Source organism: Paenibacillus sp. FSL R7-0026, from assembly GCF_038004485.1.
Lineage (GTDB): Bacteria > Bacillota > Bacilli > Paenibacillales > Paenibacillaceae > Paenibacillus > Paenibacillus xylanexedens_A.
Window position 1 is genome coordinate 4058259 of record NZ_JBBORG010000001.1, and the last position, 22266, is coordinate 4080524.

The window sequence follows — 22266 nt, forward strand, 5'->3', positions numbered from 1 at the left end:
ACCTCTCCTTCTCCCATCCAGACTATACTGTCGGTTCTGGAATTACACCAGATCAGCCATCTGCCAAGGGCAGACAGGTCACGGACTTTGCATCGAGTGCTGGACATATGTCCTTACACTTCCTGCATCACCGCCGGTAGGGAATTGCACCCTGCCCTGAAGGATTGCTTTCGTTATTACTTGGATGTTAGCACTTTAATGCCAAAAAATCAATTGTTTTTTGTTCCTTTTTGTCACATACTAACTTTTAATAAGCTAAGAAACAACAAAAAACCGCTTCCTCTCAAGGAGGCACGGTTTTTGCTTGGAGGCCCATTTCACATCCATCGCAACATTCTACATATCAGGAAAACACCAGCTCGCCATATGCTTTAATTCTTTGGCATTATGGAATGGAGTGCGATCAGGTTCTTGCAGGGGCGAAGTCGGAAGCGGGAACTCTCTTGCCACCCTTCTGACCCAACTTGTGGAATCAATCGCAATAGCCGAGCATTTCCAGCGTCCATTCGCTCTCGGTCGAAACGTCCCATGCAAATCTGCTTTTCCCGGCATCTCTGGAAAGACTCCATCCAAATATTCAACGATGACACGCTTGTCTCTGACTTCATGACAATACACCGTCACCCATACACCTTCCCGAACCCGAACAGCATACACATCTCCAGACTGTACCTCCCCGGTACCTGCATCAGGAGATGCCTTTGGTACTTTTCCGCGAACACTTCTCTTCTTCTCCAATGCTCCTAAGATCGTGTCCTTTACAGCTGGACTCTCATCAGGCTTATCCGCAAGAGATATATTATTCAGATCAAAATCATGAAATATCTTGTTCAGGTTGTTCTCATTAATTCCGACAGATGAGTCCCACCACGCCAGAGGGGCCTGCACTTCAACCCGCACATTGGGGCGTGCGTCACGCTGCATGTAAGAGGTGAATCCCGTGATCATTCCAGGATGTTCCGGCGTATCCAATATGCCAATCAGAGCTAACGTCTCAAGCAAATCACGGTAGGCATATTCCTTCTGTGTAGGCAAAAGACGTTCCTTCTTGAGCGCTACTGCTGCCTTGCTGTAACGTGTTTTGGGAGGTAATTCGCGCAGCACCGTTAACACCGCACGGAATGTCCAGCGGTCGTACTCATTGGGTATTGGAAGCTCCTGCGCGGCAGCCAGCTCTCGAAGTGCCAACACATATCCAAAAGGATCACCGTCCAACGGGGTTCCATTGGTCATCCGCCAATACCATTGCAGCGTTGTGTCGGTTGCTTGATCTACACTTAATCCGCAGATCTTGCAAGTGTTCGAAGATGGATATGGCGTATGTTCATGACTTGGCATACTGCTCGCAATAAGCTTGCCCGTAAGCAACGAGCGCCAGATCATGGGTGCTGACCACAAAGAGGATACAAAGGCCTGCGCTGCATCATTTAGCGTCCATTGATTCGCAACTTTTTTCAGCTCAGTAATCGTTTCATCATGTTGCGGACGTACAAATCGATTCGGTTCATGCCCGGCTGCCTCAAGCGCTTCTCGATCCTTTACGGATAGACTATCCGGAACGACATGGCGCGATGCCTGCAGTTCTTCATCCCACAACGTGCGCTCACTATAAATTTGTTTCAACAAGCTTAGCTGAGTAACCATATCCAAGGTTTTATTCATCCTTTCTAATTATCGATTTCAAGTATGTAAAAAAAAGAAAAAAAAGTGCTTCTATAAAAGAAGCACTTCATGTTTGGATCCAGTTAAGGTGAAGGTATTAAGCTTCTACAACTTCAACAGTTTCCATTTTGTCTTTACCTTCTAAAGCGTCCACGAACTCCATGCCTTTAGTTACTTTACCAAATACAGTATGTTGTCCATCCAAATGTGGTTGCGGTTGATAGCAGATGTAGAACTGGCTTCCACCTGTGTTACGGCCAGCATGTGCCATAGCAAGTGTTCCGCGCTCATGTTTGTTCGGGTTAATTTCACAGTTGATTGTGTAACCTGGGCCACCTGCACCGCTACCGTTAGGGCATCCGCCTTGAGCTACAAAGCCCGGGATAACGCGGTGGAATGTAAGACCATTGTAGAAACCGGAGTTAGCCAGTTTCTCAAAGTTTGCTACTGTGTTTGGAGCTTCTTGATCGAACAGATCGATCAGAACTTCTCCGCCGTTTGCCAATTTAATTTTCGCTTGTTTCGCCATATGTAAATGACTCCTTTCGTATTGACCATCGTTAATGGTGCTAGAACGCATGACCCTGGGCCAAGCATTACAGCACTTTTCTTAGTGTACACCGAAAATGTCTGGATCGCAAAAAAAACGGCAACTTTTTTCATGATTTAGCTCAAATACGCAAAAAGCAGACAAAAAAGGAAGTTCCCTTTTCATCTGCTTCAACTGTAAACGAATTAACGAGTTACTGGCTGTTTGCCAATGCGCGCTGGTACCAGGTCATTCTGGATGATATCTTGATACGTCTCACGGCGTACCACGACATCTCCTTGACCGTCTTTGACAAATACAACGGCCGGACGACGAATCCGGTTGTAGTTGCTCGCCATGGAGTAGTTATACGCACCTGTGCAAGCTACAGCGAGTAGGTCGCCGCTTTCCACTTTTGGCAAGTCCAGATCCCAGATCAACATATCGCCACTCTCGCAGCATTTACCCGCAACAGATACTGTTTCCTGAGCAGCCTCATTCGCACGATTGGCAAGCACAGCTTCATACTTGGATTCATACAAAGCAGGACGTGGGTTATCGGTCATACCACCATCAACGGCAACGTATTTACGCACGCCTGGAATGTCTTTGCTTGTTCCAACAGTATACAGCGTTGTTCCCGCTTCACCCACGATGCTGCGGCCTGGTTCAACCCAGATCTCAGGTACGGCATAGCCGATTTGGGCAAAATGATTTTTAACGGCGTCTGTAATAGCCTTCACGTATTGTGCAACTTCAAGCGGCGTATCTCCATCGATATAACGGATTCCGAATCCACCACCAAGGTTAACCACTTTGAAAGCAACATTAAGACGCTCATATACACTTGCTGCAAATTCAGCAACACGTTGAACAGCCATCTGGAAGCCTTCAACTTCGAAGATCTGGGAACCGATGTGGGAATGCACACCAAGCAATACCAGGTTAGACTGCTTGGAAGCCAAGTCAATCGCTTCAAATGCTGTACCATTACCGATATCGAATCCAAATTTGGAATCCGTTTGACCTGTGGAAATATATTCATGCGTATGGGCCTCAACACCAGGCGTCACACGAAGCAAAATGTTTACTTTACGATTTTTGTCCGCTGCTACAGCCTGCAACAGATGCAATTCATTGAAGTTATCAACAACAAAGCATCCAATTTCCGCATCAAGAGCCATTTCGATCTCTTCCAGCGTTTTGTTGTTACCGTGGAAGTGAATGCGCTCAGCCGGGAAGCCTGCTTGCAGTGCAGTAAACAGTTCACCATCAGATACGACATCCAGGGAAAGTCCTTCTTCTGCTGCAAGGGCACACATCGCCATTACACAGAATGCTTTACTTGCGTAAGCAACCTGGAAGCCCAATCCGGAAGCACGGAATGCTTCCATGTACTCTCTGCAACGCTCGCGAACCAATTGCTCGTCCACAACGTACAGGGGAGTTCCAAATTGTTCTTTCAGATCTGTTGCATCAACTCCGCCAATCTCCAGATGCCCTTGCGCATTTATTTTACTTGTACCATGTAAATACATAATCTGCATTCCTCACTTTTTTGTATACTGGAACAGTTGCTATTCCAATGATTTTACACCAGTATATCAAATTAGGCAGCGAGATGAATGGATTTTTCGGAAGATCATTTGTGTTTTTTACTTTTTCGCAGTTCCCCGTCCGGATCATCGGACATTTTGGTGTTGTCACGGGTCTTGTTAAATGATGGACGTTTTTTATTTTCCAGCAGCGGAAGCCGGAATAAAAAGTTGCCCAAGGCCTTTGCATTAAACGGTATAAAAGGCCAGAGATACGAAGAATTATACGACCGGTGAACGGTGAGCGCCAATATGAGTAATGTACAGCCCACGACTAACCCCGGAACCTTGAATATCGCAACAGCGACTAGCAGAACCAGCCTGACCAGCCTATTGGCGAGACCCAACTCGTAACTCGGCGTGGCAAACATACCGATGGCTGCGATGGCCATATAGAGCACAACTTCATTGACAAAATATCCTGTTTTCACGGCGATATCCCCAACTAAAATGGCCGCGATCAAGCCCATGGCCGATGCCAGAGGTGTAGGCGTATGAACCGCTGCCATCCGTAATAAATCGACGCCCAGTTCGATCAGTAGAAACTGTAGAATCAGCGGTAGCTTTACATTTTCCTGCGGACCAATGAAGTCGAGTCCCATCGGTTTAATCGAAGGGTCAATAACCATCAGAAGCCATAGTGGTAACAAAAACAACGATATGAGAATCCCTGCAAAACGCACCCATCGTAAATACGTTCCCATCAAGGCCGTCTGTCTGTTCTCTTCCGCATGCTCACACAGGTCAAAGAAGGTCGTAGGCAGAATCATCACACTGGGAGAAGTATCTACAAAAATGACGACTCGTCCTTCCAGCAAATGGGAAGCTGTAACATCCGGTCGTTCCGAGTAACGAACGAGTGGAAACGGATTCCATCCCTTGTTGATAATCGCTTCTTCCAGCTGTTTATCAGCGGATGGAATACCATCAATATCCACTCGCTGAATTTTTTCACGAACTGAATCCACCTGCACTTTATCCACAATATCATCAATGTACACCACGCAGACATCGGTTTGCGTTCTTCTCCCGACCTGCATGATCTCAAACTTCAGCCCAGGGTCGCGTATTCTGCGACGCACTAATGTTACGTTGGTCAGGAGTGTTTCGGTAAAACCGTCTCTCGAGCCCCGGACTACCCTTTCCAATGAAGGTTCTTCAGGTGAACGTACCGGATAACTCCGGGTATCCATAATTAAGACCGATCGGTCTCCTTCAACGAACATTGCACTCATACCGGTAAGAACCTTGTTGATGACCGCACTCATCTTCTCGACTTTCTCCACCTGAATATGGGGAATGTAACATTCGAAATAGGATTTGAGAGCATGTCCGGACACGTCATCCGGCGTGAGATAGGTCAGTCTTTTCAACACTTCAAGCAAAATCTCATCCTTGGCGAAGCCGGTGATCATCAGCAACCCAACGTGCTTGCCACCCAGGACCATTTCCCTCATATTTACGTCGAACGATTCTCCGAGCCCCAGTACCTGTTGTAATGTATATCTATTTTCACTCATCCGAGGGGAGATGTCATCGTTTTCCTGCCAATATTGTACGGATTCCTCAACGCTGTCGGACATCTCATTTTGTTTTTTCTTGTTGTACGCTTTCTCCTCTTCTTCCTTCTGAATCTCATAAGCAGACTTGTGTAACATCTCTTCCGTTATACCTTCACTATTTTCCTGGCCTGTGTGCTCCGTTCGTTCATCCATCTTCCATCCTCCTATGGCCACGAGTTACCGCTGATATATGAAAAAATCAAACAGGGAACCTGTCATTTTGCCCAAAATCATGGCGAGCAGTAATCCAAACAAATAAGGTTTCATGCCCAAACGTTTGGCTAACACGGGCAGCACATTAAGCACCTCGGTGAGCGCCGCAGCGAGCAGACCGATGAACACGCCACAGAACAAACCAACGATCGGGCTGAGCAGCAGCACCCCATGCATTTTCCAGTGCCAGAAATCCGCCACCGTCCCGAGCAGTGAACCACCAATTAGCGCCCCTTCGTACCAGTGAGTCTTGTCATACGATTGCGTAAGTTGAGCCAACCTGGGAATCATATCGAGCACCAGAATGAGCGCAATTACGCCGCTCCCTACGGCAATTCCCCCTGCAATACCCAATACAATGCTTATTGCTCCATTAAGAACGCTCATCCGCATTCATCTCCCTGCGTTCCTGCTCGTGCATCCGTTCGCTTTCTTCAATCACTACATATTTATCTACATTTTGCTGGTATAGGAACATCTCCACTTCTAGTGGGGTAGGTTCCTCATTCCATTTTTTCTTGAACAAATGATTAAAAAATACTGCCATTCCGAATCCAATGCCAATGGAATACGCCACTTGGAACAAATAGGGATGTTCGTCCCGATGCCCAGTGAGCATCTCCACAATACGAATCTGTACTTCCTGCATGTTCACATCGGCATGAAAATTCATAATGGTTAAGGCTGATCCAAAAAACAGCAGCAGCCAAACCAGAATGAACAGGGACTTGGAAGGTTGACCATTTCCCGCGATGACTTCAACCAACGTATGACCTGATCCCATCAGTTCCACACTTACCTCCGGCAAGATGTGCCGAATTCGGGGAATAATCTGCAATATATCAATGAGGATCAGATTGCCATCCTCCGGTCCAGGGCGCAGCAGTTCAAGCTCCAGTAGCCTGCCCTCCTGGTCTTCAGAAGAGGTCAGTACATGTGCAATATCTCCAAGCTTGACTGCTCTGCCCCTCTGGATGCGAATACGGCTGCGCAGACGAATATAGACCATTGGAGTGGGTGTCTGGGACATCCATAGCACTCCTTTACTGCGTAATTTAGGTTAGTATTTGAAGAATGTGCAAATTTATTACAAACGGGTTGGAAAAAAGGTGGAAGGCTGAGTTGGCGCTGCGGGATGGATCGGTCATTGGTCGCTGTTATCCCCGGATTTCTTGAACTCTCCTTTTCAAGGAGGAAATCCGGTGCTAAAGGCGAACGCTTCGCTCCTTTTGACCGATTCCATCCCTCCGCTACCCCTCGTCCTCCCGTTTCCAAACGTTGAAAAAAATATGCTGGGTGGGGGCAGGGTAAGGATTTAAAAAGAGGAGCTTTTGGGGGTTATTTTGCTCAACATTCTATGACTTTTGAAGTTATCTTCTGGAACCATCTAGACTACAGTTGTGTTAGAAATTTGGAGACAAAGGCGAACGCTTCGCTTCTTCAGGTCTAATCTGCCGCCTGCGTTGCTTATGTATCCTTAAGTGAGCCCTCACGCTTCGCTCCTTTTGACCGATTCCATCCCTCCGCTGCCCATCGTCCTCCCGTTTCCAAACGTTTGAAATAAATATGCTGGGGAGGTGGCAGGAAGGGAATTAAAAGATGAGCTTTTGGGGGTTATTTTGCTCAAAATTCTATGACTCTTGAAGTTATCTTCTGAATACAACATAGACTACAGCTGTGTAGAAATTTGGAGATTAGCCTTTTTATACGCTCTCCTTGTGACCGATTTGGGGCGTAATTGAGTGTGAAGCATTATTACACATATCAAAAAAAGTCGCCGTATGGGCGACTCTTCGGTATTGGTAGCTAGGCTCACGGATCATGAACAAGAACTCAACAATTATGTTCTTTTTCTCTTTTGTTCAATTCCCTTCTAAATCGTAAAGGGGTTGAATTCATTGTTTTGCGGAATTGGTTAATGTAATAACTCGTGCTGTTAAAACCAACCTCATAGGCAATTTCGGTGATGCTACGCTTGGAGGATTGCAATAGTTCAATGCTTCTTTGGATGCGGTACTCTATCACATATTGCATGGGTGTGGTTTTCAGGATTTGCTTGAAATAACGGCATGTCTCCGATCGACTTAACTGTCCGGCCTTTGCAATATCTTCCAGCTTAATCGGATCAGCATAGTTGAGATTAATCCATTGCAACATGTCTTTCATTCGATTGTTTCTGCTCATCTCTGATGGATCATGTTCAAGAGAATATCCGTTCATAATCAGCAGTTTCCACATATTAAGCACCGCCGAAGCAATATTCACTTCGTAAAACGGAACTTGGTGCACCAGCTCCTTTCTAATCCGTGCAATAGCATCCAAGATCTGTTCACCCCAAGCGTTAGCTCTTTCGATATACAGAAAAGGCAAATTAGTTGCTGTTATATATGGATGTACGTACTTTATATACAAATCCGAAGGCATGATAACATGTGGGGACAAATTCAGACATAAATAAATGCAGTTCTCGCTCACACCATGATCTTCGGCCATATGCATTATTCCACTGTTGATAAAAATCCCGTCACCTTTGGACAAAATCATCTTTTGATCGTTGATATGGAACAACGCCGTACCCTGAAGAACAGCAACAAACTGCAATTCATCATGCCAGTGGAGAGGAATATGACCGTGAACATTTTGAACAATGGTTGTCTCATAACAGGCTATAGATAATGTATCGGTACGGTGTTGCGTCATTTCTTTCAAATGTTGATCAATGATAAATTCGATCTTTTGCATGGCCCTCATCTCAATATAGTTATATTTTTAAGTGTAATATTGATATTAATGTACCGCATTTCTCCTTAATATAACACTATTCTTATATTTAAGGTGAGGCGAACAAGAATGACAACTTCTGCAAAATCCAAAATTTCAGGCATCATACTCGTTCTGACGGGAGCCATCTGCTGGGGCATTGGGGGTACGGTATCTCAAAAACTGTTTCAACTGGATGGAATTGAGGTCAATTGGTATGTCACTGTACGATTGTTGATCGCTGGGTTACTATTACTGGTTATTCAATTGTTTACAAATGGACGATTTCAAATTTTTGATGTGTGGAGAAATAAAAAAACGGCTGGACAGATGATCATTTTTGGATTGGTGGGCATGCTTGCCGTTCAGTATACGTACATGGCATCCATTAAACACGGCAATTCAGCGGTGGCTACACTCCTGCAGTACCTGTCCCCTATTATGATCATGATTTACATCGCACTCCGTAAGCAGTCTGTCCTCACACTTAATGACCTTGCATGCGCCATTCTGGCTCTCAGTGGGTGTTTTCTCCTGCTGACGAATGGCTCACTTACCCAGTTATCTGTCTCCTCGCTTGCAGTGATATGGGGGCTGTTATCTGGGGTTTCAGCTGCATTTTATACGCTGTATGCCGTGCAACTGATTAAAAAGTTCGATTCACTTGTTGTGGTCGGCTGGGCTATGATCATCGGTGGTTTGGGAATGAGTTTTATTCACCCGCCCTGGAAAATGAATTTTGCTAACATCACGCTTGAAACCTACGGTTATTTGATATTTACGATCCTTTTTGGAACCATGATTGCTTTTTGGTTTTATATTGCGAGTCTCAAAAGTCTTACACCCAAGGAAACTAGCCTGCTCGGGAGCGCAGAGCCGCTTGCTGCTGTTGGAACAACCGTCATATGGCTCCATGAACCTTTTGGCTTTTATCAATGGATTGGTATGGCATGTATTCTTGGCATGATGCTGGTCATGCAGTCCAATCGTTCGAGATCTCCCCGTATTAACAACAAATAACCTCCCTCGCCATAATGCGCGATAGAAGGTTGTTAGTTGTCGTATATTGGTGTATATGCACCAATATTGTTGTTGCAACCCACGAAATCACTGCGCGATCTGGTCGCGGATGGATTGCAGTATTTTTTTCTCCAGACGTGATACCTGCACCTGAGATATTCCCAATCTGCTCGCAACCTCGGACTGGGTTTGATCCCGGTAATACCTAAGATAAACGATTAACCGCTCCCGCTCACTGAGACCACCGATCGCTTCGTTTAGCGCCAATTTGTCAAACCAACGTTCCTGAGACTCGTCGGCAATCTGATCCATTAACGTGATGGGATCACCGTCATTCTCGAATACCGTCTCATGGATGGAGGTCGGTGGTTTGTTCGCTTCCTGGGCAAATACAACTTCCTCCGGGGTTACCCCCAGCTCTGCGGCAACTTCCTTAATCGTTGGTAGACGATCCAAATGTTTGGACAGTTCGTCCCTTTTTTTGCGGACTTTATTCGCCATCTCTTTCAGTGAACGACTGACCTTCAGGGTACCGTCATCCCGTAGGAATCGCTGGATTTCTCCGATGATCATCGGTACCGCGTAGGTCGAGAACTTCACGTCATAACTGAGATCGAATTTGTCCACTGACTTGAGCAGACCGATACAACCAATCTGGAACAGATCTTCCGGATCATATCCCCTGTTCATAAAACGCTGTACGACGGACCAGACGAGTCTGATGTTGCAGTTCACCAGCGTATCCCGTGAGACATGGTCACCCGACTGACTGAGCGCAATCAGCCGTTTGACCTCGGCATCGTCCAAATAGGTCTGTGAAGATGGTTTCACTTCAGCATCCATAAGAACACCAACCCCTAATTATACAATGCTTTCTTGGATTCAATCCTTTTTTTCATCTTGATGGAGGTGCCTCTGCCGGGCTCACTGCTGACTTCGAATTCATCCATAAAGTTTTCCATAATGGTGAAGCCCATGCCCGACCGCTCAAGTTCGGGTTTGGACGTATATAGCGGCTGCTTGGCCAGTTCAAGATCTTCGATTCCTTCACCGCGGTCTTCCACAATGATTGTAATCATGTCTTCCCGAATCTCGGCCTGGATGGACACAACACCTTCGGAGTTGTTGTTGTATCCGTGGATGATGCTGTTGGTCACGGCTTCCGAAATGACCGTCTTCAGGTCACTGAGCTCGTCCATCGTTGGATCAAGCTGGGAGATAAACGCAGCAACGGTTACCCGTGCAAACGACTCATTCTCTGACTTGGCCGCGAATTGCAGATTCATGAAATTTGTCCCTGTTCCTTCATTCATGAGACGACCTCCAGACCTGAGAGAGCAGTTCCCTCATTTTCGTATATCGGCATAATCTTGAACAGACCCGACATTTCCAGCAAACGGTACACTGGCGAATTGACGTCACAGACCACCATCTTGCCACCTTTATTCTTAATGAGCTTGTATCTTCCCAAAATGACACCCAGACCTGAACTGTCCATAAATTGCAGATCTTTCAGGCTGAGTACGAGATGCTCGCTTTGTCTCCGCTGGATGGCTTCATCCATTTGCATCCGTACCATGTCAGCTGTATGGTGATCCAGCTCCCCGGATAATCGTACAATCAGAATCCCGCGATGGTGTTCCATTTCCACATGCAAGTTCACGTTTGCTCACTCTCCTCCCTGTCTTAGAACAAGGATTTCTACGCTTCCGAAGGCTTTTCCTGCCCCCCGACAAAACTAGAAGAAAACCCCTATTTAACTACAAAATATGTTCGAAGGATACGTGCAACTCGCAGAAATCGCCGTTTAGTCAAACAGGTTGGACGTTGTCCGCTTGAACAGCTTCCACCAGCCAGCCTTATTCACATCCTGCGGAGCCTGAATGTCGAACTCCTTAATGACGTCGTTACCCTGGTAAACCACCAGTTTACCTATACTTTGCCCGGCTTTGATCGGAGCTTTCAATTCTTTGGCGACCAGCAATTCATGCCGGATGTCATTGGATTTGGCTCCTTTGCGCATCAGTACACTATAATTTTGCGTGGCATTTAGAGGCAATTCGGCAACTTCACCTTTTTCGATCTTCAGACTACCCAGCAGATCCCCTGCCTTGTAGAGCGCCTTCATCGTATATTGACTAAACGCATAGTCAAACATCGAAGACACTTCGCTGTTCCGTGTTTTGGTATTTGGTTCACCAAGTACCACGGAAACGACACGCAGTCCGTCCTTGGACGCTGTTGCGGACAAGCAGAATTTCGCTTCGGACGTGTAACCTGTTTTCAAACCGTCTGCCCCATGATAAAAACGAACCAGCTTGTTTGTGTTCACCAGCCAGAATGGCTTCTCCGAATCTTTGCGAAGGTAATCCTGGTATGCACCGGTGTACTTCGTAATCCCGGAATGCTTCAGTAGTTCACGGCTCATGACGGCAATGTCATGGGCGGAAGAATAATGATTATCGACCGGCAGGCCGTTACAGTTGGCAAAATGAGTATCCTTCATGCCAAGCTCCTTCGCACGCTCATTCATCAGCTGTACAAAAGCTTCTTCCGAGCCAGCGATCTTCTCAGCCATCGCTACCGAGGCATCATTGCCCGAAGCCATCGCGATCCCTTTTAACATATCATCAACTGTCATTTCTTCCCCAGGCTCCAGGAAGATCTGCGAACCGCCCATGGAAGCTGCGTATTCGCTCGTTCTTACTTTGTCGGTCAGCTTCAGCTTACCCGAGTCGATCGCTTCGATCGTAAGCAGCATGGTCATAATCTTTGTAATGCTCGCCGGAGGCAGCTGATCATGACTGTTTTTCTCATAAATGACCGTCCCCGTATCTGCATCCATTAAGATCGCAGAGCGCGCCGACGGGGCCAGATCAGTTCCTCCCGCTGCCTTCGGTGTTTCTTCAGCTAATGCCGTTGATGCCAAAAGGGACAGCAGGATACAAAGGGTCATGAACGATGCCATTATTCTTTTCTTCACAAGGTTACCTCCTCAAATGACTTGCTTACTGCATGTTCCATGCATGTACTGCTAATCATTGTCGGCCCGTTTCCAGTAAATTATTCCATGTAAAGCATGATTTCCCGAACTTTTATTGAAAATGTGGTCAAAGCAAAAATAACGCACTGCACTCAACGAATGAGTAAACGTACGTTCAACACAACAAAAAAAGGTTACCCCCGATGATTTCTCATCCAAAGAGGTAACCTTATCTACTCAAATCTTGCTTACATTTGTGGAATAACCGCCACTACCAGCGCCAGGAACGACTCACGCACACGTTCGGTCGTCTCCATAACCTCATCATGTGACAGTGGCTGGTCCAGAATGCCGGCAGCCATGTTGCTGATACAGGAAATACCGAGTACTTCCAGGCCTGCGTGGCGTGCCACGATCACTTCAGATACAGTGGACATGCCCACTGCGTCTGCGCCCAATGTACGCAGCATTCTGATCTCTGCCGGTGTCTCGTAGTTCGGACCGAGCATACCTGCGTATACCCCTTCACGTACGTTAAAACCTTGTGATGCGGCCGTATCCTTCGCCAGCGCACGCAAACGGCGGCTATATGCTTCGGACAGATCAGGGAAACGCACGCCCAGTGCAGCGTCATTTGGTCCGATCAGTGGATTTTTGCCTGTGAGGTTCAAGTGATCAGAGATCAGCATCAAGTCTCCAGCTTCATACGACGTATTCACGCCGCCCGCAGCATTGGTTACAAGCAGGCTACTTACACCCAGTTCTTTCATAACCCGTACCGGGAAAGCTGTCAATTCCGGACCATATCCTTCGTACATGTGGAAACGGCCTTTCATCATCACGACTGGACGACCTTTAATGGTTCCGACCAATAGTTCACCTTCATGTCCTTCTACTGTGGACACCGGAAAATGTGGAATATCCTGATAAGCAATACTTACGCCATCTTCAATCAGTTCTGCCAGTACGCCAAGACCCGAACCCAAAATCAAACCGACTTCCGGCTTGATGGAGCTTTTGCTTTGAATATAAGATGCTGCTTCCGAAATCATTTGTTGGTTTAATGCTGTCATGCGCTGTATGTTCCTCCTTGAGTTGAAACGATCCGTCTTATGTATAACGGCGTTTGGATGTATTCAATTTATTTTATCCTAAATCGGCCCAATGTTCCGCATTTATTTGTGAATGCCCTGCGTCAAAATCTATCTTGCCCTCGGATGATGGGTTTCATAGATTTCTTTCATGGTTTTGCGACCATGATTGCCGTATTGTTGTCCAGGCTGCTCCACGTGACCCAGCATATCTTGAACCGCACGTGTATCCGCCCCATTGGCAATCAGGTGTGCTGCAAACGAATGACGAAGGGTATGCGGCGTAATTTCTTCCGAGATTCCCGCATCCACCGCCGCTTTTTTGAGCAGCTTCCAGAAGCCCTGCCGGGTTAAACGTCTACCAGATACATTCACGAATAGTGCCTGCTCGTCCGAATCGGTTTTGAGCAACTTGTTGCGGAATTCCTCCACATATACACTTGCCCAATGTGCTGCTGGTGCACCGATGGGAAGGATGCGTTCCTTGCCCGCCCCACCGCATCGTATAAAGCGCATGCCTGGCTGAACATCCCGAATGTCAAGGGCAATCAGTTCCGAGACCCGAATGCCTGTAGCATATAACAGTTCAAGCATCGCTCGATCTCTCACACCTTGCGGTGAACGAATATCAGGCGCTGTCAGCAGTTGTTCGATCTCCTGAATACTTAACACCTGTGGTGGCGTCTTGTCCGCCTTGGGAGCTTCCACATCAAACGTAGGGTCCTGTATAATATCACCCCGCCGCATCAAAAAATGAAAGTAGGAGCGCAGAGATACGATGCTGCGGGCAATGGTTGCATTGGCACGTCCTGCCTGTTTGAGCTGACCTGCAAACAGGACGACATGTGTGCGTCTGACCTGATCGGCTTCGCGTATGCCATATTCCTTATCTGCAAATTCAATGAACTTGTCCACGTCTCGGAGATACGATTCAAGCGTGCTGCTCGACATCCCTTTATCATCTTCCAAGTATAAGGCATAGGCATGTATCGTCTGTTTCATGTACAACGCTCCTCAACTGACAGATCTGCCGCTCTGGCAGACTGCTCCCGTATTTGCATCCCTGGCTGTTTGAAGCTACTCCCCGTACCAATAGAACAAACGGAGACGCTCTGCCATCGTAGGACGTCCTTCTCCATTACCCGGCCAATCCGTTTCCTGAAATACTTTGATTGCATTGCCAGTTGGCATCTGATACTGATCCACAGGTGAGATCCAGCCATTAAACAGATCCAGAACATGATAGAACAGATAAACTAATGCAGCGAAAAATATAATAAATCGAATAAAACGGAGCCCTCTCCGCACTGATATAATCATGGGCGCGTCCCCTCCTGATTCGAATCCGGTATTGTCCTTGAATCAGGGTATGTCCATAAACACAGGTTTATGCCATTTGGGCGAAACTCCAGATCACTCCGGTGCCAAAAAAGCTCTCCCGTCAAAACCGCCGGTGAGAGCTTGAAGATATGCTATGTTATTCTTCATCTTTGGGTTTCTGTTCATTTTTAGCTTTGCAACGATAACAAATTCCATGAAAGTCCAGTCGGTGATCTACTACCGAAAAGTTGAATTCCCGCTCCAAACGCTCTTCAAGCGGTCCAAGCCAGTCTTCACGTATTTCATCCATACTTCCGCATTGAACACAGATTAAGTGATGATGGTGATGCTTGGATGTATCTCCGCGCAGATCATAACGCGCTACACCGTCGCCGAAGTTGATTTTCTCTACAACATGCAGCTCACTCAGCAGTTCGAGGGTACGGTACACGGTTGCCAGACCGATTTCGGGAGCCTTTTCTTTAACGAGCATGAATACATCTTCTGCGCTCAGATGATCTTCTTCATTCTCAAGAAGTACTCTTAAGGTGGCTTCCCGCTGGGGCGTTAATTTATATCCTTGGGACTGTAGTTGCTGCTTAATTTTATCAATCCGTGCTTCCATTTTCTCCCTCCCCCTAGGAAATCACTGCACACTGCAACTTAACCCACTCTTTTCATTATAGGGGGAGTGCGTAATTAAAGTCAACATTTTACACTATACGGTACACGTTAGGCCGGTAGTAGCATTGGCGTGACCCAACGCATCATCGCAGGTGTAACCCATGTTTCAAAAGACGCCACGCCGAGCAGCAATGCAGCCATAACCAAAGTTAACACTATATATGAAGCAAAAGGCCTTTGTCGACCCGGTGTTCGCTGCATCAAAACACGATTGCGAATGATGTATAACGAGAACGTCATCGCCGCCACACTGCAGATCAGAAGGATCGGAATGACAAATAGATTATGCGGCGCCACGGACACCAGTGCAAACAGCAGCCCTTTCCAGGAATACTGCCCAACAAGGTACCCCACTGTGAATCCAATGAGCACACCTTTCAAAAAATCCAGAACCAGTATACCGGGTAGTCCAACGACGGATAAACCCAGAATAAAGATCAGACCCACCCATTTCAGATGGAGCATGGCAATGTCCCAATATGCCCCGGTCTCAGTCACTTGTGCACTGTGCTGCACGGTCATGAAGAAATTGCCGAGATAACCCTCCAGATCCTGACGTTGCTCAAGAGACAGTGCATTCACCATGAGCGCGCCAAAAATGACGCCGACCAGAAACAAGACAGCCACGAATACATATAACGAAGTCTGACCTTTAAATGTAAAGTAGGAAGAGCGCATACAGGTACGAGTCCCCTTTCCGGTATCATGCTGCAAGGATTCTCAGTTACATCCTCATAGTCATTCTTATGAACCGGAATGCACCTGTATGACTTCTTGTCCAGATTGGCTCTACGTGAAGTGAAGCTTTATCAGTTGAACCTAGGAGTATTTACACGGGTCACTCCGAAGCTTTTTCCTGAACAGCAACTTTACCGTACGTACCGCCACCTCCGGAGGACAACTCCAGTTGTCCGTTCCGTGCAGCCACAATCAGGCCTGCCAGCACAGGTCCAACAACCGCAGCAAGCTCTTCCTCACGCGTGCGATGAAGTACGTTCATTTCCGTACCAAAATGGTCCAGTAGCTGGCGCAGTTTGGCTTTTCCAAGTCCCGGAATGAACTCCAGTGGTACCTGATAATGATACGCCGGTCTGTTTGCAGGAACATGAGGACTCTCCCGATCAGAGATTGCCAGAATGCGGTCCAACACTCCCTGAACCAGTTTCAGACTGCCACAGTGCGGACAGCGCTCTGCTGACATCGCTTGCTCATCCATAATGCTGCCACATGCTGCACAGTAGGTACGATGATATTTGCCCAGCCTTGGATTCAGTCCATAATTGGCCCCAATTTTCCTGCCGGCTTCTCCTTGGAGTGCCATACGGAACTCATCAAAAGAAGGTGCAGCCACTTGCAGTTCATTATACTCTCGTCCAATCTTACCGAGAGAGTGGGCATCCGAATTGGTCAGGAACGGAACATGATCCAATTCCCGAATATAACTGGCCATGGATGAGTCCGAGCTTAACCCCAGCTCGACCGCATCCACAAGACGGGTATCCAGTACATCGCCCATACGGGGCGCCGTACTGCCATAGATGCCTTTATGCGGTGTAAACACATGTGCAGGCACAATAAGTCCACCACGGGCCTTAATCTCCGCCTGCATCTCAAGAGCGGGCACGTAGACACGCTGGGAACTGAGATTCACATTTTTCATATAACGTTTCATCCAGTCCGTGAAGGACTTCATCGTTTTCAGATCACGGAAGTACGCCAGCATATGGAACTCACGCATTCCAGGCTCGCGCAGCTCAATCTCTGTACCCAGCAGAATGGTGGTGTCCTGGTAGGCAATGCCGCCTCCCTCAATCTCGGACATGGTACCACTCTCCAGCAATTGCTCAATATCCATCTGTACAACCGGAGAATGACAATCAATAACACCAAGCAAATGAATTCCTTTGCGATCCGATGCTTCCCGGGCAATATTCTCAAATGTCAGATCACGACTGCCACTGATTTTAACAGCCTCACCGCGAGAGGTTCGTCCGATGTGGATATGCAGGTCTGTATAACAGGGCTCCCACATCGTGGACGTTTTCAGTTGGTCTTGCATGCCTAGAACCGTCCTGTCGTTCTGTAAAGGTCCCACGCGTACACGGCCATCATCGTTTTGGCATCGCTAATCCGGTTCTCGTCCATAAGTGCATAGGCTTCCTCCAGAGTTATTTCGGCAACTTCAAGGAATTCATCTTCATCCAGCGCCATATCCCCGGCTTCCAACTCTTCAGCGATGTATAGATGAATGATCTCATCTGCGAACCCCGGTGACGTGTAGAACGAACGCAAATGACGTAGCGACTTGGCCACGTACCCCGTCTCTTCTCGCAATTCACGTGCTGCGGCAACTTCCGGCTCTTCTCCCGGGTCCAGTTTTCCCGCAGGAATCTCCACTTCGGTGCGTCCCATTGCCTGACGATACTGATCCACAACAAGCATGCGATCCCCATTCAGAGCAAGTACAGCTACCGCTCCAGGGTGCCGGATTATCTCACGTGTAGCCGTCTGGCCATTCGGTAGTTTAACGGTATCGACTTGAAGTGAAATCACTTTGCCCTCGAAGATTGGCTTAGTGGATACGGTCACTTCATCTAGTTTTGGATTGGCAGGTTGCGCCGCGTGGATGGATTGGGCAGATTGGTTTGGTTTCATTTGTTCTTCAACTCCATATCGTAGGATTATATATTCGGTTAATGTATATATCTCTGATTTTGGGCATATGGTGAGCGTATAGAACTCTCACAACAAATATAAACGAATCAGGGGGACTTTCGATGAACAGTTATATGACGCCTCAATCCTTACACGTGGTAGGACAAGCCCGGCAAGTACAGCTTATACTCAAACAATGGTTGCGCGAGTGGGGCCCGGATGCCAAGTTAATCGATCTCCTCGCTGGACGTAAATAAATGAGTCATTGAACCATTGTTTCATTTTTAACCCTAAATTAACTCCCATGAAATATAACATGAATTCGCAAAAAGTCCGAATCCGATACAGACCGGGTTCGGACTTTTGTCTAAGAATTACATTCTATTTCTTGTCAGCTGCCGTTTCCTGAATAATAGCTACGACTACCTGGGATAACTTCACAATGTCTTCGGCACGAATACGTTCTTTGGTTGTATGAATATCCTCATACCCTACCGCCAAGTTCACTGTTGGAATGTCGAATCCGTTAAAGATATTGGCATCACTGCCACCACCGGAAGCAAACGTACTTGTCTCCAGCCCAATACTGCGGATGGCACGCTGTGCAAGCTGTACAACTTCGTGTTCATCATGGAAACCAAATGCAGGGTAAAGGATCTCACTTCTGAATTCAGCTGTTGCACCGTATTTGCGACATGTCGTTTCCAACGCGTCACGCATCTGTGCAACCTGCAATTCAACTTTCTCCTGCACAATACTGCGAGCTTCCGCTTCAAGCTGTACAAAGTCACACACCACATTGAGTGCTGATCCACCCTGGAATTTACCAATGTTCGCTGTCGTCTCATCATCAATTCTGCCCAGTGTCATCGCTGCAATCGCTTTGGCTGCGACCTGAATGGCGCTGATCCCGTCTTCCGGGTTCACACCCGCATGTGCGGACTTCCCATAGATGCTCATTTGAATTTCAGCTCTCGCTGGTGCAGCAACACAGATCGTGCCTACAGCTCCATTAGAATCCAGTGCATAACCGAACTCGGCATCGATATCCTTCGGATTCATGGCACGTGCACCCACCAATCCAGACTCTTCGCCGACCGTAATGACAAATTGAATTTTACCATGTGGAATCTTGTTTTCCTGGATCACACGAATCGCTTCGAACAATGCCGCAATCCCTGCTTTGTCATCTGCTCCCAGGATCGTTGTTCCATCACTTCGGATCCAGCCATCTTCACCCAGTTCAGGCTTGATTCCCTGTCCCGGCGTCACGGTGTCCATATGACATGTGAAAAAGATCGGTGCAACCCTTTCTGTTCCTTCGGCTTCCCAGGTAATGACAAGGTTTCCGGCGCCATGTCCGGTTTGCTCCATGGTGTCGTCCTCATAGACATGAAGACCAAGCTCTGCAAACTGTTCTTTTAACACCTTCGAGATGTTCTGTTCATTTTTCGTTTCACTATCAATCTGCACCAGTTCCATGAACTGATCGATAACACGTTGTTGTTTAATCATAGGACTTTCCTCCCTCTCGTAGATACGGTACAATACAATTACTATGGCTTGTTTATTTTATGAGGTTGTTCAAAAAGTCTGCTTTTGATTACGAAGGATGCCTGGCGGCATCATCAGCATCGAATATGGAATTCAGCCGAAATGTCCGTTGCTCACGTAGTTTTCCCTACGCTCCGCTACTCCATTTCTAGCTTCATCCCATCTTCTTGGTACTGAAAACCAGTCTTTTTGAACATACACTTTATGTTGAAAGGAGTTCTCTCATCATGCAAAAAAAGAAATGGTTCAAAATCATCATCTATCTCATGCTGATCGCCATGATCGGGTCCACCCTTTTCATAGCTCTCGAACCGTTGCTGTTTGGATAGCAACCTAAAGCCTTTCGACGAACTGTTTACAGACGTTGAAGGGCTTCTTTTTCCGTGACCCAATTAATTTGATATGGAAAAATACGATTAAAGTACGGAACAATCTCCTGCGCTACCTGCTCCACTGCATAGGACTTGCCCGTTATATCCTCCAGTGAGGTAACGCCATACTGCTCAATCCCACAAGGAACAATCCCCTGAAAACCTGCATGTTGAATGCCTGAGCTGATGTTAAAAGCAAACCCGTGACTGGTCACAAAACCGCGGCGGTGTTTGCAACGATTAAACTTGATGCCGATTGCAGCGATCTTCATATCTCCAATCCACACACCCGTGTAACCCTCTTTCCGTCCAGCTTCGATGCCCTGGTCTGCGAGATAATCCATAAGTACCTGCTCAAGTTTCCGTAAATAGCCGTGTAGATCCAAGTCTTCATCCCGACCAAGAATCAATAACGGGTAACCTACCAACTGGCCCGGGCCATGATAAGTAATATCACCGCCACGGTCAATTTGAAACAAAGAAATTCCTTGCTCACGCAACTCTTCCGGACTGAGAAGCAGATGCTCCGGATGATTTTGTGAACCTATTGTATACGTTGGCGGGTGCTGTAAAAGCAGCATCTGCTCCGCTCCCTCGCCCTCGTCCAATCGCTGCACAATCGCTTTCTGGCGGTTCCAAGCCTCTTCATAATCAAGCATTGGTATGTATGCAACATCCAGCGGCTTGCTCATGATTCCCCACACCCTTCTGCTTCAGGTTCAGTGTACAATTGAGCACCTGTCCGTAGACAGCAGGAAAAGTGCACGGCCTCCGGCACATACACTTTCCCGACAACTATTTACTTAATACACCTTGGTCTCCATGGTATATCCTTCAAGGTTTTCTTTGACACGTTGCAAGAAACGTCCGCTGATTACACCATCCAGGATTCGGTGATCCAGCGACAGACACAGGTTAGCCATCGAGCGAACAGCGATCATATCATTAATAACCACTGGCTTCTTAACAATCGACTCGAATGTAAGAATCGCTGCCTGTGGATAGTTGATGATTGGCTGGGACAGAATCGAACCGAATGAACCCGTGTTGTTCACCGTGAACGTACCACCTTGCATATGGTCCAGCTTCAACGTACCTTCACGTGTTTTGCGAGCCAGTTCATCCACTTCACGGGCCAGACCTGCAATATTTCGCTGATCGGCATGTTTGATTACGGGTGTAAGTACGGAATCTTCGGTTCCTACCGCCATGGACAGGTTAATGTCCCGTTTGACGATAATTTTGTCCACTGCCCATACCGAGTTCATGATTGGGTAGTCTTTAATCGCGTTAACGACTCCCTTCATCATGAAGGACAGATATGTCAGATTGATGCCTTCCTTACGCTTGAACTCATCCTTGAGTTTATTGCGCAGCATCACAAGATTTGTTACGTCCACTTCGATCATTGTCCATGCATGCGGGATTTCCGATACGCTTTGACGCATATTCCGGGCAATGGCATTACGCACAGGGGTAACATCGATGAAATACTCCGATCTTCCCTGGCCCCCACCTTCCACTTCGATCTGTGGAATTTTCGGGCTTTCGGTTAAATGAATGCCTGAATGTCTCACAGGAACACCTGCATCGGACGCTGAGATCGCTTCTCCAGCGGTTAAACCCATTTCACCATTTCCACGGTTCACTCCGCTGAATGGAGAAGCAGACGGCACACCAGAAGGTGTATGCTGTGCTGCAGGAGATGTTTGTGCAGACGATCCAGCCGCGTTACCTCCCTGTGCAACAAATGTCAGCACATCTTTGCGGGTAATACGGCCACCGGCACCGGTGCCTTGGATGCTTTGCAAGTTCAAGCCATGCTCTGCTGCCAAGGATTGCACTGCCGGGGAATACCGATTACGCATCGGCTGGTTAGGGTCATGTGCTGCTGTATTTGAGGCGGCAACAGGAGTGGGGGCCGTATTATGCTGCACTTGCTCCTGCTGCTGCGATACTTGTGTTACTTGCTCAGCCGCTTCTTCGTCAGAAGCAGCGACCTGCATGCGGCAGATTGCTTCACCAACAGCAATCGTTGTGCCCTCTTCCACCAAAAGCTCACCCATAATTCCATCCACAGTGGATGGAATTTCGGCATTAACTTTATCAGTGATTACTTCACAGATCGGCTCGTACTGTTCCACACGGTCGCCCGGTTTTTTCAACCATTTGCCTATGGTAGCCGAGACCAGCGATTCCGCCAATTGCGGCATAATGACCTCGATCCATTTCATACGTTCAGCCATTTGATTATCACTCCAAACTTT

General features: G+C 47.3%; 24 protein-coding genes and 1 riboswitch. Of the genes, 3 read left to right on the forward strand and 21 right to left on the reverse strand.

All coding sequences use genetic code 11. The annotated features are described in order from the left end of the window. Position 1 precedes the first annotated feature (1 nt). Positions 2 to 168: riboswitch (FMN riboswitch) on the reverse strand. Between the two features lie 168 nt (positions 169 to 336). The 7 genes from MKY44_RS17890 to MKY44_RS17920 form a co-directional block, all read right to left on the reverse strand. Continuing rightward, complete coding sequence (locus tag MKY44_RS17890; RefSeq protein WP_341009890.1) at positions 337 to 1644, reverse strand: hypothetical protein; 1308 nt, start codon at positions 1642 to 1644, stop codon at positions 337 to 339. A 115-nt stretch (positions 1645 to 1759) separates the two neighbouring features. After that, entirely contained in the window at positions 1760 to 2191 is a 432-nt protein-coding gene (locus MKY44_RS17895; protein ID WP_017687646.1) for a peptidylprolyl isomerase, read from the reverse strand. A gap of 206 nt (positions 2192 to 2397) precedes the next feature. Continuing rightward, on the reverse strand, positions 2398 to 3729 hold the full coding sequence (gene lysA / locus MKY44_RS17900) for a diaminopimelate decarboxylase (RefSeq protein ID WP_017687645.1): 1332 nt from the start codon (positions 3727 to 3729) through the stop codon (positions 2398 to 2400). Positions 3730 to 3833: 104 nt separating this feature from the next. Next, on the reverse strand, positions 3834 to 5501 hold the full coding sequence (locus MKY44_RS17905) for a spore germination protein (protein ID WP_341008055.1): 1668 nt from the start codon (positions 5499 to 5501) through the stop codon (positions 3834 to 3836). 24 nt (positions 5502 to 5525) lie between these two features. Further along, positions 5526 to 5954 carry a stage V sporulation protein AB gene (locus tag MKY44_RS17910; protein ID WP_026080996.1) on the reverse strand — a complete coding sequence of 143 codons (429 nt, stop codon included), beginning with the start codon at positions 5952 to 5954 and terminating at the stop codon, positions 5526 to 5528. Then, positions 5935 to 6591, reverse strand: coding sequence for a stage V sporulation protein AA (locus tag MKY44_RS17915; protein ID WP_339297325.1), 657 nt, complete (start codon positions 6589 to 6591; stop codon positions 5935 to 5937). The genes MKY44_RS17910 and MKY44_RS17915 overlap by 20 nt, the downstream gene beginning before the upstream one ends. Before the next feature lie 803 nt (positions 6592 to 7394). Further along, the gene (locus MKY44_RS17920; protein WP_341008056.1) at positions 7395 to 8303 is read right to left on the reverse strand and encodes a helix-turn-helix transcriptional regulator; all 909 of its coding nucleotides are present in this window, start codon (positions 8301 to 8303) and stop codon (positions 7395 to 7397) included. Positions 8304 to 8411: 108 nt separating this feature from the next. Between MKY44_RS17920 and MKY44_RS17925 the strand changes: the two genes are divergently transcribed. Further along, positions 8412 to 9341 carry a DMT family transporter gene (locus MKY44_RS17925; RefSeq protein WP_341008057.1) on the forward strand — a complete coding sequence of 310 codons (930 nt, stop codon included), beginning with the start codon at positions 8412 to 8414 and terminating at the stop codon, positions 9339 to 9341. Between the two features lie 87 nt (positions 9342 to 9428). On the opposite strand, the gene sigF is transcribed toward MKY44_RS17925, so the two are convergent. The 11 genes from sigF to MKY44_RS17980 form a co-directional block, all read right to left on the reverse strand. Then, entirely contained in the window at positions 9429 to 10184 is a 756-nt protein-coding gene (sigF, locus tag MKY44_RS17930; protein WP_036607856.1) for an RNA polymerase sporulation sigma factor SigF, read from the reverse strand. Positions 10185 to 10198: 14 nt separating this feature from the next. Next, positions 10199 to 10654, reverse strand: coding sequence for an anti-sigma F factor (spoIIAB, locus tag MKY44_RS17935; RefSeq protein WP_036672324.1), 456 nt, complete (start codon positions 10652 to 10654; stop codon positions 10199 to 10201). Next, positions 10651 to 11004: an anti-sigma F factor antagonist gene (gene spoIIAA / locus MKY44_RS17940; protein WP_017687636.1), complete on the reverse strand. Its 354-nt coding sequence runs from the start codon at positions 11002 to 11004 to the stop codon at positions 10651 to 10653. The genes spoIIAB and spoIIAA overlap by 4 nt, the downstream gene beginning before the upstream one ends. A gap of 144 nt (positions 11005 to 11148) precedes the next feature. Further along, positions 11149 to 12324: a D-alanyl-D-alanine carboxypeptidase family protein gene (locus tag MKY44_RS17945; RefSeq protein ID WP_341008058.1), complete on the reverse strand. Its 1176-nt coding sequence runs from the start codon at positions 12322 to 12324 to the stop codon at positions 11149 to 11151. Between the two features lie 248 nt (positions 12325 to 12572). Continuing rightward, positions 12573 to 13397 (reverse strand): purine-nucleoside phosphorylase, encoded by an 825-nt coding sequence (locus MKY44_RS17950; RefSeq protein WP_036607861.1) that lies wholly within the window; start codon positions 13395 to 13397, stop codon positions 12573 to 12575. A gap of 129 nt (positions 13398 to 13526) precedes the next feature. Then, positions 13527 to 14417: a tyrosine recombinase gene (locus MKY44_RS17955; RefSeq protein ID WP_105599514.1), complete on the reverse strand. Its 891-nt coding sequence runs from the start codon at positions 14415 to 14417 to the stop codon at positions 13527 to 13529. 75 nt (positions 14418 to 14492) lie between these two features. Beyond that, positions 14493 to 14735 carry a DUF4227 family protein gene (locus tag MKY44_RS17960; RefSeq protein ID WP_017687632.1) on the reverse strand — a complete coding sequence of 81 codons (243 nt, stop codon included), beginning with the start codon at positions 14733 to 14735 and terminating at the stop codon, positions 14493 to 14495. 157 nt (positions 14736 to 14892) lie between these two features. Continuing rightward, positions 14893 to 15360, reverse strand: coding sequence for a ferric iron uptake transcriptional regulator (gene fur, locus MKY44_RS17965; protein ID WP_036607866.1), 468 nt, complete (start codon positions 15358 to 15360; stop codon positions 14893 to 14895). Between the two features lie 107 nt (positions 15361 to 15467). Then, positions 15468 to 16097, reverse strand: a complete 630-nt coding sequence (gene spoIIM, locus MKY44_RS17970) for a stage II sporulation protein M (protein WP_017687629.1) — start codon at positions 16095 to 16097, stop codon at positions 15468 to 15470. Positions 16098 to 16257: 160 nt separating this feature from the next. After that, positions 16258 to 17478: an endonuclease Q family protein gene (locus MKY44_RS17975; protein ID WP_341008059.1), complete on the reverse strand. Its 1221-nt coding sequence runs from the start codon at positions 17476 to 17478 to the stop codon at positions 16258 to 16260. A 2-nt stretch (positions 17479 to 17480) separates the two neighbouring features. Then, positions 17481 to 18074, reverse strand: coding sequence for an NUDIX domain-containing protein (locus tag MKY44_RS17980; protein ID WP_051447058.1), 594 nt, complete (start codon positions 18072 to 18074; stop codon positions 17481 to 17483). Positions 18075 to 18196: 122 nt separating this feature from the next. Here MKY44_RS17980 and MKY44_RS17985 point away from each other — a divergent pair, with 122 nt between their 5' ends. Then, the gene (locus MKY44_RS17985) at positions 18197 to 18331 is read left to right on the forward strand and encodes a Z-ring formation inhibitor MciZ (protein ID WP_100527202.1); all 135 of its coding nucleotides are present in this window, start codon (positions 18197 to 18199) and stop codon (positions 18329 to 18331) included. A 124-nt stretch (positions 18332 to 18455) separates the two neighbouring features. Here MKY44_RS17985 and MKY44_RS17990 read toward each other — a convergent pair whose 3' ends face one another. Then, positions 18456 to 19589, reverse strand: coding sequence for a M20/M25/M40 family metallo-hydrolase (locus MKY44_RS17990; protein ID WP_341008060.1), 1134 nt, complete (start codon positions 19587 to 19589; stop codon positions 18456 to 18458). A 266-nt stretch (positions 19590 to 19855) separates the two neighbouring features. On the opposite strand from MKY44_RS17990, the gene prli42 reads away from it, so the two are divergent. Then, positions 19856 to 19957: a stressosome-associated protein Prli42 gene (gene prli42, locus MKY44_RS17995; protein WP_017687624.1), complete on the forward strand. Its 102-nt coding sequence runs from the start codon at positions 19856 to 19858 to the stop codon at positions 19955 to 19957. 26 nt (positions 19958 to 19983) lie between these two features. Here the strand turns inward: prli42 and lipB are convergent, their stop codons facing one another. After that, the gene (lipB, locus tag MKY44_RS18000) at positions 19984 to 20691 is read right to left on the reverse strand and encodes a lipoyl(octanoyl) transferase LipB (protein WP_036607873.1); all 708 of its coding nucleotides are present in this window, start codon (positions 20689 to 20691) and stop codon (positions 19984 to 19986) included. Between the two features lie 111 nt (positions 20692 to 20802). After that, on the reverse strand, positions 20803 to 22245 hold the full coding sequence (locus MKY44_RS18005; RefSeq protein WP_341008061.1) for a dihydrolipoamide acetyltransferase family protein: 1443 nt from the start codon (positions 22243 to 22245) through the stop codon (positions 20803 to 20805). Positions 22246 to 22266 lie beyond the last annotated feature (21 nt).

Excerpts from the sequence above, each read along its gene's own strand:
- sigF (WP_036607856.1), bottom strand. The coding sequence starts at position 10,184 with ATGGATGCTGAAGTGAAACCATCTTCACAGACCTATTTGGACGATGCC.
- lipB (WP_036607873.1), bottom strand. The coding sequence starts at position 20,691 with ATGAGCAAGCCGCTGGATGTTGCATACATACCAATGCTTGATTATGAA.
- MKY44_RS17890 (WP_341009890.1), bottom strand. The coding sequence starts at position 1,644 with ATGGTTACTCAGCTAAGCTTGTTGAAACAAATTTATAGTGAGCGCACG.
- spoIIAB (WP_036672324.1), bottom strand. The coding sequence starts at position 10,654 with ATGAATGAAGGAACAGGGACAAATTTCATGAATCTGCAATTCGCGGCC.
- MKY44_RS17910 (WP_026080996.1), bottom strand. The coding sequence starts at position 5,954 with ATGCGGATGAGCGTTCTTAATGGAGCAATAAGCATTGTATTGGGTATT.
- MKY44_RS18005 (WP_341008061.1), bottom strand. The coding sequence starts at position 22,245 with ATGGCTGAACGTATGAAATGGATCGAGGTCATTATGCCGCAATTGGCG.
- MKY44_RS17950 (WP_036607861.1), bottom strand. The coding sequence starts at position 13,397 with ATGACAGCATTAAACCAACAAATGATTTCGGAAGCAGCATCTTATATT.
- MKY44_RS17960 (WP_017687632.1), bottom strand. The coding sequence starts at position 14,735 with ATGATTATATCAGTGCGGAGAGGGCTCCGTTTTATTCGATTTATTATA.
- MKY44_RS17975 (WP_341008059.1), bottom strand. The coding sequence starts at position 17,478 with ATGCAAGACCAACTGAAAACGTCCACGATGTGGGAGCCCTGTTATACA.
- MKY44_RS17925 (WP_341008057.1), top strand. The coding sequence starts at position 8,412 with ATGACAACTTCTGCAAAATCCAAAATTTCAGGCATCATACTCGTTCTG.
- MKY44_RS17955 (WP_105599514.1), bottom strand. The coding sequence starts at position 14,417 with ATGAAACAGACGATACATGCCTATGCCTTATACTTGGAAGATGATAAA.
- MKY44_RS17915 (WP_339297325.1), bottom strand. The coding sequence starts at position 6,591 with ATGTCCCAGACACCCACTCCAATGGTCTATATTCGTCTGCGCAGCCGT.
- fur (WP_036607866.1), bottom strand. The coding sequence starts at position 15,360 with ATGGAAGCACGGATTGATAAAATTAAGCAGCAACTACAGTCCCAAGGA.
- MKY44_RS17895 (WP_017687646.1), bottom strand. The coding sequence starts at position 2,191 with ATGGCGAAACAAGCGAAAATTAAATTGGCAAACGGCGGAGAAGTTCTG.
- lysA (WP_017687645.1), bottom strand. The coding sequence starts at position 3,729 with ATGTATTTACATGGTACAAGTAAAATAAATGCGCAAGGGCATCTGGAG.
- spoIIM (WP_017687629.1), bottom strand. The coding sequence starts at position 16,097 with ATGCGCTCTTCCTACTTTACATTTAAAGGTCAGACTTCGTTATATGTA.
- MKY44_RS17990 (WP_341008060.1), bottom strand. The coding sequence starts at position 19,589 with ATGATTAAACAACAACGTGTTATCGATCAGTTCATGGAACTGGTGCAG.
- MKY44_RS17980 (WP_051447058.1), bottom strand. The coding sequence starts at position 18,074 with ATGAAACCAAACCAATCTGCCCAATCCATCCACGCGGCGCAACCTGCC.
- MKY44_RS17985 (WP_100527202.1), top strand. The coding sequence starts at position 18,197 with ATGAACAGTTATATGACGCCTCAATCCTTACACGTGGTAGGACAAGCC.
- MKY44_RS17905 (WP_341008055.1), bottom strand. The coding sequence starts at position 5,501 with ATGGATGAACGAACGGAGCACACAGGCCAGGAAAATAGTGAAGGTATA.
- prli42 (WP_017687624.1), top strand. The coding sequence starts at position 19,856 with ATGCAAAAAAAGAAATGGTTCAAAATCATCATCTATCTCATGCTGATC.
- MKY44_RS17920 (WP_341008056.1), bottom strand. The coding sequence starts at position 8,303 with ATGCAAAAGATCGAATTTATCATTGATCAACATTTGAAAGAAATGACG.